Raw genomic sequence first — 12,597 nt, 5'->3', positions numbered from 1 at the left:
TCGATCCGACGATCGGCGACCCGCTTCGGGTGGCCGCCCGAAGCGGGTCGTTCCTCTCGGAACAGTCGGATTATAGCGGGGCGCGCCAATACAAGGAGCGAAGCGACGCGGCAATCCAGCGCGGCATTTGCAGCAGATTCAGGCTGGATTGCTTCGGGCTGCGCCCTCGCAATGACGGAGCTTGGCGCAGACTCTGCCCCGGATGTCGCTACGCTCGTCCGGGCTACACGACTTCGCTGCTCGCTATCGCTACAGCGGCTTGCGCTCCAAGGCGGCGACGTAGCTGCGGTTCCAGGTGGGAGTGATCCAGACTTCGTTGATGGTCACGCTGGCCGGCAGGCAGGCGAGATAGCGGATAAGGTCACCGCACTGCTCGGGCTGCAGCATTCGTGCCAGCTCTTCCTCCGAGAGCGGATTGGGGCGCTGCTTCAGGATCGGCGTGTTAACCTCGCCCGGGCAGACCACTGTCGAACGGATGCCGTTGACACATTCTTCCATGTTGATGGTGTGGCTCATCGCGACCACGGCGTGCTTCGCAGCCGTATAGCCCGGGCCCGACAGAGGCGAGATGTTGCGGCCCGCCATCGAGGCAGTGTGGATCAACTGCCCGCCGCCCTGCACCCGCATCGCCGGCAGCACGGCGCGCGCGCAGTAGAAGGCCGAGTTCAGGTTCCCCTGCAACAGCGTGTCGATGCCGGTTGCGTCGATCCGCTTCCAGTCGCGTGCGAGAATGTTCACGCCAGCATTGTTGACGAGGATGTCGAGCCTTCCGAACGTCGCGACGATCTTCTGCGCGAGCGCATCGACTGACGCAGCCTTGGTCAGGTCTGCAGCCTCGACGACAGCCTTGCCCCCGCTCGCCGTGATACGCGCCGCGACCGCGTCGAGTGGCTCCTTGCGGCGGCCGGTCAGCACCACGGTCGCCCCCTCGCCGGCGAGCGCGACGCTTGCGGCCTCACCGATGCCGCTACCGGCGCCGGTCACCCATACGATCTTTCCGTCGAGCTTGGACATTGGAATTCCTTTTGCTCGTCATTGCCAGCCATAGCCGTTCGTAAGAACGGCGTCGCTTCGCTCGCCCCTAGCCGTTCGAAGAACGGCGTCGCTTCGCTCGCCTATGACGAAGCAATCCAGTCTGAGGCTGCGTTAGATGCCGCGCCGGATTGCTTCGTCGCTTCGCTCCTCGCAATGACGGGTAGTCAGCTGTTCGGGCCGCGGCCCATGCCGATGGGCTGCCAGCGCTTCAGCTTGGTATTCTGCAGCACCTGCGGATTGACGCAACTCATCGGCCAGAAGCCGGTCAGCACCAGCGACAGCTCGTAGCCGACGCGGCGCTTGCGCGCTTCGTCGAAGCGGGCTGAGGCGGAGGCGTTGTGCGGCGACAGCGTTACGTTGTCCATCGAGAGCAGCGGATTGTTGTGCGACGGCGGCTCCTTCTCCAGCACGTCCAGGCCCGCGCCGGCGATCCATTTTTCCTGCAGCGCCTTGATCAGTGCCTCTTCATCCACGGTCGGCCCGCGGCCAGTGTTGATGAAGATCGCAGTTTTCTTCATCTGGCGGAAGTGCTTCTCGGTCAGCATGTGATGCACCTCCGGCCGCGCCGGTGCGTGCATCGACACGAAGTCGGACTGCTGCAGCACCTCCGACAGGGTGCCCGGCAGCACGCCATGATCGGAGATCAGCATCTCTTCGATAAACGGATCGTAGGCGATCATGCGCAGACCGAACGGTGCAGCGCGCTTCGCCACGGCGCGCGCCACGCGGCCGAACGAAACGAAGCCGAGCGTCTGCCCCGCCAGCCGTGGAATCTTGAGCAGCGCGGGGCGCCCTTCGCCCCAACGTCCCTCGCGCACCATCCGGTCCTGCTCGATGAGCCGGCGGAAGGAACCAAGCAGCAGCGCCATGGCGTGATCCGCGACCTCCTCGATGAAGGTGTCAGGCACGTTGGTGACTGGAATGCCGCGGGCGCTTGCCGCCTTGACGTCCACGCTGTCGACGCCGACGCTGCCGAGCGAGATCACTTTGCAGTTCTCAAGCGCATCGATGATCGACTTGGTAATCGGAATGCCCTTGGCGTAGATCGCGTCGGCGTTCTTCGCCGCGGCGATGAAGCCCGCTTCATCGGCCGGCGCCTCGACGATCTCCGCATCGATCGGAATCAGCGCCTCGGTCTCCAGATCGTATCCCCCACCCGCCGTGGTGAAGCTTGCGCCCTTCGGCGTGATGACTTTGTATTTGGCCATTTCATCCCTCCTTGTCATTGCGAGGCATAGCCGTCCGAAAGAACGGCGTAGCTTCGCTTCGCCTATGGCGACGAAGCGATCCAGTGCGGCAATTGCGGCAACCTCAGACTGGATTGCTTCGCTTCGCTCGCAATGACGGCGTGGGTCGCCCGGTCCTCGCAACTAACGTAAACTAACCCCTGACTTCCGCGATGGCCGCCTTAGCGGCGTTGACCATCAGTCCGACTTCGTTGGAGATCGTCACCAGCTTGAAGCCCATCTTGATCATGCGTTTCGCGTAAGAGGCTGAACCGCAATGCAGGCCCGCGGCGATGCCGCGCTTTGAGGTGGCGGCAAGCAAGCCCTCGTAGATCTTCAAGACCTCCGGATCCTCGACATCGAGCTTCGGCTCCTTGCCGAGCGAAAATGACAGGTCCGACGGGCCGATATAGATCGCGTCGATGCCCGGCACGTCGAGGATGGCGTCGATGTTGCTGATCGCGGTCCTGGTCTCGATCATCGGCATCAGGACGATCTCGTCGTTCGCCGTCTTCTGATAGTTGCCGGCCTCGCCATAAAGGCCCGCACGGATCGGGCCGTTGCTGCGCGTACCCTTCGGCGGATATTTGCTGTACTGGACCAGCGCCCGCGCCTCGGCCTCGGTGTTGACCATCGGGCAGATCACGCCATAGGCGCCGGCGTCGAGCACCTTGCCAATGATGCCCGGTTCGTTCCACGGCACGCGGACCATCGGCACCACGCCGGACGATTGCATGCCCTGGAAGCAAGCCACGCAGGAGAGGTAGTCCTGGACGCCGTGCTGCATATCGACGGTCACGCTGTCCCAACCGGCGCGGCTGTACATCTCCGCGGAAAACGCGTTCGGAATCGCCAGCCAGCCGTTGACGACAGCCTTGTTCGCCTGCCAGGCCGCCTTGAGCTTGTTTGCCATGGAATTCTCCGTTGCCGTCGTTGCGAGCCGACGCTTGTAAAGACGCCTTTTGAACGACGCTAGCGAGAGGAGATCGCGGGAGCAATGCGCGGCGCAGCAAAATTGCAGCGGGTGAAAAGAGAAGAGGTGAATGGCGAACAGTGACGAGTGAATGACCGGTTGCTTGCATGAACGAAGTGACGCGCAGGCATATGGAGTCAGGGCGCGGGTCGCCTCGCTCGCCCGCGCTGCGGCATCCCGCCCTGTTCGCTACGTCCTATTCACTATTCACCACTCCTTGACGCGCACCGCACCCGATGCAAGTCTCGAAATGCAGGATTTACAGGGGGTTAGCCCGCCTAAATTGCGGGCCGCATGCACAAGCGATCATCTCGTTTTGACCAGTCTCACGTCAGGAGAGCTCGATGTTCCACTTCCCGCGTTGGAAACGTCCCACCACAGCGTCAAGCGTTCGCGGTTCTATTTCCTTGCCGATTCTCTTAGCTGCAGCGGTACTCGCCTCGCCGGCATTCGCCGCGGGCAAAACCATCACGGCAGTCCTGCATTCCGATCTGCGCGTGATCGATCCGGGGATCACGACAGCGTACATCACCCGCAATCACGGATACATGGTTTACGACACGCTGGTGGCGACGGATTCGAATTTCAAGATTCAGCCCCAGATGGCGGACTGGAAGATCTCCAACGACAAGCTCACTTATACTTTCACGCTGCGCGACGGGCTGAAGTGGCATGATGGCGCCCCGGTCACCGCGGAAGACTGCGTGGCATCGCTGCAGCGCTGGGGCAAGGCTGACGGCATGGGCCAGAAGCTCATGGACTTCGTCGCCAGTCTCGAAGCGACCGATCCGAAGACCATCACGTTGAAGCTGAAGGAGCCCTACGGGCTGGTGCTGGAATCGCTCGGCAAGCCCTCCTCACTCGTGCCCTTCATGATGCCCAAGCGGCTGGCGGAAACACCGGCCGGAAAGGCAATCCCGGAGCAGATCGGATCCGGTCCCTTCAAATTCGTGCAGGCGGAATTTCAACCCGGTGTGAAGGCGGTCTACGAGAAGAACCGCGATTACGTGCCGCGCAAGGAGCCGGCAAGCTGGACCTCCGGCGGCAAGGTGGTCAAGGTCGATCGCGTCGAATGGGTCACCATGCCGGACGCACAGACCGCGCTCAATGCGCTGCAATCGGGCGACATCGATTTCATGGAGAACCCGCCGTTCGATCTCCTGCCGGTGGTCGAAGCCAATGACGAGCTGAAGGTGGAGACGCTGAACAAGTTCGGCTTCCAGACGCTCGGCCGCATGAACTTCCTCCATCCGCCCTTCGACAACGTCAAGGTCCGCCGCGCCGCACTTCTGGCATTGAACCAGAAGGATGTGCTCGACGCGCTGATCGGCAATCCGAAATACTACAAGATCTGCGGCGCGGTATTCGTCTGCGACACGCCGCTTGCCACCGAAGTCGGGGCGGAGACGCTGGTGAAAGGCAACGGCATGGCGGAGGCAAAGAAGCTTCTCGCCGAGTCCGGTTATGACGGCACCCCGATCGTGATCATGGCGCCCGGCGACGTCGTCACGCTGAAGGCGCAGCCGATCGTCTCAGCGCAGCTCCTGCGTCAGGCCGGCTTCAAGGTCGACGTGCAGGCGACCGATTGGCAGACGGTGGTGACCCGTCGCGCCAGCCAGAAGCCGCCGAAGGAAGGCGGCTGGAACATGTTCTTCACCAACTGGGTCGGCGCGGACGTGCAAAATCCAATCGCGAACGTCTCGGTCGGCGGCCGCGGCAAGAACGGCGGCTGGTTCGGTTGGGCGGAAGACGCCAAGATGGAGCAGCTGCGCGATGCCTTCGCCCGGGCATCAACGCCGGACGAGCAGAAGAAGCTCGCGACCGACATCCAGAAGCACAACTACGAGCAGGTTATCTACATCCCGCTCGGCCAGTACTTTGCGCCGAGCGCATGGCGCAAATCGCTCACCGGCGTGCTCGATGGCCCGGCGACCCCGGTCTTCTGGAATATTGACAAGACGAATTAGGGTCTTGCGTCATTGCGAGCGAAGCGAAGCAATCCGGCGCGGCATGCACCACAACTGCCGACTGGATTGCTTCGTCGCTTTGCTCCTCGCAATGACGGGATGATTACTTCACCTCGGCATAAACACTGGTCCGTTCGGCTTGAGGCGGATGCCGGGACGGAGGTATTTCCAGGGAAGCGTTGCGGGGTCGGCCGGCATTGCGCCGGGGGCGGCGCAGATCAGGAGCTTTTCGGCGATCGGTTCGAAATCGGCGCGGAAGTGCACCGAGCTCTTGTTGACGAGGATCGATTGCTGCGTCGGCTCGATGCCGACGTAGCGATACATCGCCTGGTCCGCGAGCTGCGCCTTGCGCGAGCTCACGACCACGCTGACGCCGCCGATGCGCAGGGCCGCCGACGGCCCCATGTCCATCTGACGTCCGCGATAGAAAGGCCCCGACGCGACAAACTTTCCGTCTGAGAGACTGTCGACGATGAAGCTCCCTTGATAGGGAGCATCGCCCGGAATGCCCGACTTGCCACCGAGTGCAAGCGTCACCGTCGCACCGACACCTGCAGCATGCGCGGCCTTGGCCGCCTGTGGATCGTAAAGGACGCCGGTCGCGGCACGCGTAGCGTTGTTGCGCACCAGCGCGTGCAGCATCCCGGTGGTGTCGGAATCTCCACCCGCCCCTGGATTGTCCTGCGTGTCGGCGATGACGATCGGCTTGCTAGCGGATTTCGCCAGCTCCATGGCAAGACGCACGCCTTCGTCGGGCAGATAGATGCGGCCGTCGAAAGCGCTCTCCCGACCGACGACCGCCGCAGCAATCTCGTCGGCCGCCGCGTCAGCCCCGGCCTGGGTGGTGCCATAGGCCACGACGCTCGGCCCGCAGCCGGCAAAATCCGCCGCCGGGAAGCCTGGAGCGAATGAGAGCGTCGGCACCGCGCTGCTCTGAAGCGCGGTGAGGCGCTGATAGATTTGTTGCATCGGCTGATCGGTCGTGCACTGCCAGCTGATGGGAATAAGAAACGGCAGTTGCCGAAACGCCTTCGCAAACCGGCTCCTGCTGGCCAGCATCAGCGCCAGATGCTCGGCGCAGGCGCGTCCGGTATCGGCCATGTCGATATGCGGATAGGTTCGGTAGGCGATCAGCGCATCCGCGTGCTGGACCATTTCGGGCGTGACATTCGCATGCAGGTCAAGGCTCGCCACCAGCGGCAGATCCTGACCGATCACCTTGCGCACGCGGGCAAGTATTTCGCCCTCGCCATCGTCGAGGTGCTCGGTGACCATCGCACCATGCAGATCGAGATAAACGCCATCGACGCGTCCCGCCGAGGCAATTCCCTCCACCATCACCTTGCCGATGCGTTCGAAGGCGTCTTTCGTGACGTGCGCAGAAGGCGTTGCGGCACAGGCGATGGTCGGCACGAGCTCCCAGCCCTTGGCCTCCGCCGTTTCGACAAAGCCGGCAAGACCGACGTTGATGTTGCGCATGACGTCGAGGATCTCGGCACCCTGCGTCATCCCCGGCCAGCCGCCGCCCTGCACGAAATCATCAAATGTGGCCTTGGTCGGAGCAAAGGTGTTGGTCTCGTGCAAAAAACCGCCGACGGCAATACGTGTCATCAGTCGTTGACCTCCGTTGGAAAGATCTATGCCCGTCATTGCGAGACATAGCCGTTCGAAGAACGGCGTCGCTTCGCTCGCCTATGGCGACGAAGCAATCCAGAACGGCCGCGCCGAGAACGCGGCGACTCAGCACTGGATTGCTTCGCTTCGCTCGCAATGACGAATCAGCCTCGTTCACGACATGGCTGCGGTCTCAACCGGCCGAAAATTGGCAAAGTCCCATCCGCGGCCGGGCGCCGCATCGATCAGGCTGCGGGTGTACGCCTGTTGTGGGCTGGTCAGCACTTGCGCGGCCGACCCATGCTCAACGACGCGGCCATGCTGCATCACGGCAACATCGTCGCAGATTTGCGCGGCAACCCGCAAGTCGTGGGTAATGAACAAGAGAGCGACGCCCAATCGCGTTTGAATTTCGTCGAGCAGGTCGAGCACTTGGGCCTGCACGGAGACATCGAGCGCCGAGACCGCTTCGTCCGCAACCAGCACGTCGGGATCAAGCGCAAGTGCGCGCGCGATCGCAATGCGCTGGCGCTGACCGCCGGAGAACTGATGCGGAAAGCGCGAGATCGCGTCCGGCGGCAAGCCCACCAGTTCAAGCAGCTCGCGCGACTTCGCCAGCGCATCGGCATGCGGCACGCCAAAGTTGACCGGCCCCTCCGCGATCGTTTCACCGACCGTGATGCGCGGGTTGAGCGAGCGATAGGGATCCTGAAAGATGATCTGGATCCGCCGCCGGTGCGATCGCAGCAGACGCCGTGACAGGTTCGAAATCTCGTGGCCGGCGAGACGGACACGCCCGGACGTCGGGTCGATCAGCCGCAATATGCAACGCGCCACGGTCGACTTGCCGGAGCCGCTTTCGCCGACGATGCCGAGCGTGCGCCCCTTGCGCAGCGTCAGGGTCACATCCTGCGCTGCAGCGACCTCGCGGGCGTGTCCAAAGAACGAGTGCTCGCGATAGATCTTGCCGAGCTCATTGGCCTCGAGCACCACAGGCTCGTCCGTGCGCGGTCGCGGCGGCCGTGGCACCAGGCTCGGCACCGAGGAAAGCAGGTTGCGCGTATATTCCATGGTCGGCGCACGCAGGATCGTGTCAAGCGGACCGGTTTCGACCAGCTTGCCATTGCGCATCACGGCAACGCGATCGGCGATCTCGGCCACGACACCCATGTCATGGGTGATGAACAGGACGGCGGTGCCGTGATCGCGCTGCAGATCGCGGATCAGCGTGAGGATCTGCTTCTGCGTCGTGACATCCAACGCGGTGGTCGGCTCATCAGCGATCAAGAGCTTCGGCTTCAGCACCAGGGCCATTGCGATCATGATGCGCTGACGCTGGCCGCCCGACAGCCGATGTGGATATGACGCGAAAATGCGCTCGATCTCCGGCAGGCGCACCTGCTCCATCATCTGGAGGATGCGTTGGCGTCGCGCCCGCGCGTCCAGGTCCGTGTGCACGCGCAACACCTCGTCAATCTGGCGGCCGATCGGCACGACCGGATTAAGCGCGGTCATCGGCTCCTGAAAGATCATGGCCATTGTGGTCGCACGCAGCTGCCGAAGCCGCTTGCTGCTCGCGGACAAAAGTTCTTCGCCGGCCAGCCTGACACTTCCACCCACAGGCGTCAGTACCCGCTTCGGCAGCAGGCCCATCACGGTCAAGGCAGTGACGGACTTGCCGGAGCCACTTTCACCGACGACACACAAGGTTTCGCGCTCGCGCACGTGCAGGGAGATGCCATCGATGACGCGTTGACTTCTCGCAGCTCCGCCCAGGCCCACGGCGAGATCATTGATCTCGAGGACGGCGCTTCCGGATGTGGCCTGCTCGTTCACGCCTCACCCCCGCGCTGTCGCATGCGAGGATCGAGCGCATCACGTGCGGCATCCCCGATCAGGTTGACGCTGAGGATCGCCAGCGACAGCATCAGGCCCGGCCAGAAAATGAGCGACGGCTTGACCTGAAAGAACGCGCGTCCCTCTGCCATGATATTTCCCCATGTCGGCGTCTCCGGGCTGATGCCGGCACCGAGGAACGACAGGATCGCTTCGGTGAGAATGGCGGACGCGCAAACGTATGTGCCCTGCACGATCAGCGGCGCAATGGTGTTCGGCATCAGATGCCGCCACATGATCTTCCCCATGCTCGAGCCGACCGATATTGCCGCCTCGACATACGGTTCTTCGCGCGCCGAAAGCACGACCGAGCGGACAAGCCGTGCGACGCGCGGGATCTCAGGGATGGTAATGGCGACAAGCACTGTCGTCAGGCTCGCGCCTGAGAGCGAGATCACCGCGATGGCCAGCAGAATGCTCGGGATCGCCATCAGGCCGTCCATGATCCGCATCATCACGGCGTCGATCCACCTGAAGAAGCCGGAGATCAGGCCGATCACAAGCCCAACGCCGATTGAACAGACGGCCGCACCGAGCCCGATCAGGAGCGAGATCCGCCCGCCATAAATGATCCGCGACAGCAGATCACGACCGTAGGCGTCAGTGCCAAGCAGGAATTGCGCGCTGGCCGGCTTCAACCGCTGTGCCGGCGCAAGCTGCAATGGATCGTGTAGCGGAAGCACGGGCGCCAGGATCGCCAACGCCGTGATCAGGCCAAGGCAGACCGTCGCCGCCGTGATGATGGGGGTCGATGTCAGGAATCCAAGCCTGCGACCAAACGGTCGCGTGACGGGAAGCGAGGCTTGGGGCAAGGTTTCGATCGCCATCTTTAAGCCTGCTCAGTAGCGGATTCGGGGATCGAGCAGCGTATAGGCGACATCGACCAGCAGATTGACAGCGACATAGAGAGCCGACGTCAGCAGGATCATTGCCTGGATCACCGGATAGTCGCGCGCCAGCACCGCATCGACAGTCAGACGGCCGATACCCGGAAGGTTGAACACGCTTTCAGTGACGACGACGCCGGAGATCAGCAGCGCAAAGCCGGTGCCGATCACGGTGATAACGGGAACGGCTGCGTTGCGCAGGCCGTGCCTTAGCAGCACCGCCGTTTCACGCAGGCCCTTTGCACGCGCGGTCCGTACATAATCCTCATTGAGCACGTCGAGCATCGCGGCGCGGGTCATGCGCGCGATCAGCGCAATATAGATGAAGGATAGCGTACAGGTCGGCAGGATGATCCGTTCGAAGAACGGACCAAAGCCTGCCGCGATGCTGCGATAGCCCTGAACCGGCAGCCATCGCAGGTCGATCGCGAAGATCTGGATCAGCACGTAGCCGATGACGAAGACAGGCACCGAAAAGCCCACCACCGACAGCACCATGACGAACCGGTCAATCCACGTTCCGTGCTTCCATGCCGCGATGGTACCAAGCGGCACGGCGACAAGGATCGACAGGATGATCGTCGCCACCGCGATGCTGATCGACGGCTCGATGCGCTGGCCGATCATGGTCAGCACCGGCACGTTGGAAATCAAGGATACGCCGAGATCACCCCGCAAAAGCCTGCCGATCCACGTGAAAAACTGGACATAGAGGGGTTCGTTCAAGCCAAGCATGGTCCGGATGCGCTCAAGCTGCTCGGGGCTTGCGTTGTCGCCGGCGATGATCGCGGCGGGATCACCCGGTGTGAGCCGAAGCAGGAGAAACACAAACAGCGCGACCACGCCCATGACCGGGATGGCGGCAAGAATGCGGCGAACGAGATACCCAAACATCCACTACCCACGCGAAGGCCGACCGTAGCTCTTATCCGCCGAGCCTACTGTACCGGCCAATCAGGTCAAAGCGTTGCCCCGGGCGAGGCTAAACCTGATCCGCTGAAACAATCCAGACCCGCGGCGATCGCCATGCACAATTGGTGCCACAGGCCGGGCTCATTCGAGCAGCCTTCGCTTGTGGTGAGACAATGGGACACCGAGTTTCTCAGCGGGCTCCCTGAGACTCGCCGGAACCAACGTACTGTTCGAACCGCAAATGAATTCGAATGACCGGAGTTCCGCTTCCGGAATCAGGCTTCAAAGCGTGATGTAGTCAGGTTGGTTTTACTCTCGGTGTCGTCCCCGCGAAGGCGGGGACCATATTCCAGAGCGTCAGAGGCCAATCACCGTCGCTCTGGAATATGGATCCCTGCTTTCCCGTAGGCGAGCGAAGCGACGCCGTTCTTCTAACGGCTATGGGCGAGCGAAGCGACGCCGTTCTTCGAACGACTATGGGGATGACGCCGAGCATATTGTGGTGTCAACGTTCACCAACTCCGGCGCGCACGCGGGTCAGCGCCGGCCGGTTCACCGCCGCAAAACGCGTCCTTTCGCAGCGGAGCGTTCCCTCATTTCGGCCTCTTCTTGTTAGCCTTCCCAGGCTTGTTAGCCTTTTCAGGCTTGTTAGCCTTCCCAGGCTTCTCGTTCTTCGCCCTTTGTTCGGCCGCAAACCTTATCGATCGTGCGTAGCTGTCGGCGGCATTTTCGGCGGACATTCGCAGCCGCTTGGCGATGGCTGTGCCGTGAAGCATTGCGTCCTTCGCCGCGTGCTTGTGACGATCCCGCGTGCCGCTGTCCTTTGCCTTGGCGGCGAGGGCGAGGAAATGGCCGCGCCGTTCCTTTACTGCGTCCATCAGGCTCTTGTGCTGCTCCTTCGCGCTGCGCCGAATGATGGCGTCCAGATCCGCCCCAGCCATGTCCCACACCTTTCGTCAACATCCATTCGATCGCACTCCGGCGCTTGCCGGAAGCCTACCGTGATGTCCTTTAATAAGTCGGCGGATGCGGCGCAACATCTGCGCGGAGAATGGTGCTGCGGCCGGTGGATGAAACCACACCGACCACGAAAGAACGTCGTCGACCGTGAACGTAAGACCTGAGAGCTGTCGCTCCGTCACACCTTGAGCAACCCGCCTTCCGGCGCGGGTCTGGCGCGCTGGTTATAGAGGAGTTTTGCGCGCCGCTCCTTCTCTTCGACCGAAAGGCTGTTCGGATCCTCGACCGGCCCGCCGGCCGTGACGGCGAGCCCGCGCTGGACGGCCGGCCGCGCGCTCAACTCCTCGAACCAGCGCTTGAAATACTTGAAATCGTCGATGTTCTGGCCCTGCCCCTTCCAGTTCACCGTCCAGGGATACGAGATCATGTCGGCGATCGTGTAGTCGTCGCCCGCGAGATAGCGGCGGTCATAGAGGCGATTGTCGAGTACGCCGTAGAGGCGGTTGACCTCGTCTCCGAAGCGGCGGACCGCGTAGGACTGATCCCCCTTGGTCTCGCCCAGACGTTGAAAATGACCGTACTCGCCGGTCTTCGGTCCCTGGTTCGCCATCTGCCAGATCACCCACTGGTTCACTTCGGCGCGGCCGCGGAGATCCTGCGGATAGAAACGCCCGCCCTTGTCGGCGAGATACATCATGATCGCCCCGGATTCGAACACGCTGACCGGCGCACCGCCGCCAGCCGGCGCATGATCGACGATCGCCGGCATGCGATTGTTGGGGCCGATGTCGAGAAAGCCTTTCGTGAACTGGTCGCCCTTGCCGATGTTGCAGGGAATGACCTTGTACGGCATGCCGAGCTCTTCAAGCAGAATAGTGACCTTCTTGCCGTTCGGCGTCGGCCAGTAATGGAGATCGATCATGGGGCTTTCCTTTGGGTTGATCTGTCAATCCCGTTTATCGTCATTGCGAGCGAAGCGAAGCAATCCAGTCTGAGATTGCAGCAACCGCCGCGCTGGATTGCTTCGTCGCTTCGCTCCTTGTATTGGCGCGCCCCGCTATAATCCGACTGTTCCGAGAGGAACGACCCGCTTCGGGCGGCCACCCGAAGCGGGTCGCCGATCGTCG

Annotated in this window: 11 protein-coding genes; 2 read left to right on the top strand and 9 right to left on the bottom strand. The window is 62.4% G+C overall.

Translation table 11 applies throughout. The features are described 5' to 3' along the window. Positions 1-249 precede the first annotated feature (249 nt). From RCO31_RS34305 to RCO31_RS34295, 3 genes are all read right to left on the bottom strand, one after another. Positions 250-1,014 carry an SDR family oxidoreductase gene (locus tag RCO31_RS34305; RefSeq protein ID WP_308972885.1) on the bottom strand — a complete coding sequence of 255 codons (765 nt, stop codon included), beginning with the start codon at positions 1,012-1,014 and terminating at the stop codon, positions 250-252. A gap of 185 nt (positions 1,015-1,199) precedes the next feature. Beyond that, entirely contained in the window at positions 1,200-2,243 is a 1,044-nt protein-coding gene (locus RCO31_RS34300) for a C-terminal binding protein (RefSeq protein WP_308972884.1), read from the bottom strand. A gap of 172 nt (positions 2,244-2,415) precedes the next feature. Then, the gene (locus RCO31_RS34295; RefSeq protein WP_308972883.1) at positions 2,416-3,174 is read right to left on the bottom strand and encodes an aldolase/citrate lyase family protein; all 759 of its coding nucleotides are present in this window, start codon (positions 3,172-3,174) and stop codon (positions 2,416-2,418) included. 404 nt (positions 3,175-3,578) lie between these two features. On the opposite strand from RCO31_RS34295, the gene RCO31_RS34290 reads away from it, so the two are divergent. Continuing rightward, on the top strand, positions 3,579-5,201 hold the full coding sequence (locus RCO31_RS34290) for an ABC transporter substrate-binding protein (RefSeq protein WP_308972882.1): 1,623 nt from the start codon (positions 3,579-3,581) through the stop codon (positions 5,199-5,201). A gap of 108 nt (positions 5,202-5,309) precedes the next feature. On the opposite strand, the gene RCO31_RS34285 is transcribed toward RCO31_RS34290, so the two are convergent. After that, on the bottom strand, positions 5,310-6,812 hold the full coding sequence (locus RCO31_RS34285) for a M81 family metallopeptidase (protein ID WP_308972881.1): 1,503 nt from the start codon (positions 6,810-6,812) through the stop codon (positions 5,310-5,312). A gap of 28 nt (positions 6,813-6,840) precedes the next feature. Here RCO31_RS34285 and RCO31_RS34280 point away from each other — a divergent pair, with 28 nt between their 5' ends. Beyond that, positions 6,841-6,975: a hypothetical protein gene (locus RCO31_RS34280; protein WP_308972880.1), complete on the top strand. Its 135-nt coding sequence runs from the start codon at positions 6,841-6,843 to the stop codon at positions 6,973-6,975. A 14-nt stretch (positions 6,976-6,989) separates the two neighbouring features. Here RCO31_RS34280 and RCO31_RS34275 read toward each other — a convergent pair whose 3' ends face one another. The 5 genes from RCO31_RS34275 to RCO31_RS34255 all read right to left on the bottom strand — a co-directional run bounded on the left by RCO31_RS34275 (position 6,990) and on the right by RCO31_RS34255 (position 12,392). Next, complete coding sequence (locus tag RCO31_RS34275; protein WP_308972879.1) at positions 6,990-8,651, bottom strand: ABC transporter ATP-binding protein; 1,662 nt, start codon at positions 8,649-8,651, stop codon at positions 6,990-6,992. Beyond that, positions 8,648-9,538 (bottom strand): ABC transporter permease, encoded by an 891-nt coding sequence (locus tag RCO31_RS34270; RefSeq protein ID WP_308972878.1) that lies wholly within the window; start codon positions 9,536-9,538, stop codon positions 8,648-8,650. Before RCO31_RS34270 ends, RCO31_RS34275 begins: the two co-directional genes overlap by 4 nt. Before the next feature lie 12 nt (positions 9,539-9,550). Further along, complete coding sequence (locus RCO31_RS34265) at positions 9,551-10,492, bottom strand: ABC transporter permease (RefSeq protein WP_308972877.1); 942 nt, start codon at positions 10,490-10,492, stop codon at positions 9,551-9,553. A gap of 611 nt (positions 10,493-11,103) precedes the next feature. Further along, positions 11,104-11,451 (bottom strand): hypothetical protein, encoded by a 348-nt coding sequence (locus RCO31_RS34260; protein ID WP_308972876.1) that lies wholly within the window; start codon positions 11,449-11,451, stop codon positions 11,104-11,106. Between the two features lie 197 nt (positions 11,452-11,648). Continuing rightward, positions 11,649-12,392: a glutathione binding-like protein gene (locus RCO31_RS34255; RefSeq protein ID WP_308972875.1), complete on the bottom strand. Its 744-nt coding sequence runs from the start codon at positions 12,390-12,392 to the stop codon at positions 11,649-11,651. Positions 12,393-12,597 lie beyond the last annotated feature (205 nt).

Origin of the sequence: Bradyrhizobium sp. LHD-71 (assembly GCF_031157255.1) — a bacterium.
GTDB lineage: Bacteria > Pseudomonadota > Alphaproteobacteria > Rhizobiales > Xanthobacteraceae > P52-10.
This window is presented reverse-complemented; position numbering and strand designations above follow the sequence as displayed.

Bases quoted from the DNA above. Each gene is read 5' to 3' on its own strand.
- RCO31_RS34305 (WP_308972885.1), bottom strand. From the start codon at position 1,014: ATGTCCAAGCTCGACGGAAAGATCGTATGGGTGACCGGCGCCGGTAGC.
- RCO31_RS34300 (WP_308972884.1), bottom strand. From the start codon at position 2,243: ATGGCCAAATACAAAGTCATCACGCCGAAGGGCGCAAGCTTCACCACG.
- RCO31_RS34295 (WP_308972883.1), bottom strand. From the start codon at position 3,174: ATGGCAAACAAGCTCAAGGCGGCCTGGCAGGCGAACAAGGCTGTCGTC.
- RCO31_RS34290 (WP_308972882.1), top strand. From the start codon at position 3,579: ATGTTCCACTTCCCGCGTTGGAAACGTCCCACCACAGCGTCAAGCGTT.
- RCO31_RS34285 (WP_308972881.1), bottom strand. From the start codon at position 6,812: ATGACACGTATTGCCGTCGGCGGTTTTTTGCACGAGACCAACACCTTT.
- RCO31_RS34280 (WP_308972880.1), top strand. From the start codon at position 6,841: ATGCCCGTCATTGCGAGACATAGCCGTTCGAAGAACGGCGTCGCTTCG.
- RCO31_RS34270 (WP_308972878.1), bottom strand. From the start codon at position 9,538: ATGGCGATCGAAACCTTGCCCCAAGCCTCGCTTCCCGTCACGCGACCG.
- RCO31_RS34265 (WP_308972877.1), bottom strand. From the start codon at position 10,492: ATGTTTGGGTATCTCGTTCGCCGCATTCTTGCCGCCATCCCGGTCATG.
- RCO31_RS34260 (WP_308972876.1), bottom strand. From the start codon at position 11,451: ATGGCTGGGGCGGATCTGGACGCCATCATTCGGCGCAGCGCGAAGGAG.
- RCO31_RS34255 (WP_308972875.1), bottom strand. From the start codon at position 12,392: ATGATCGATCTCCATTACTGGCCGACGCCGAACGGCAAGAAGGTCACT.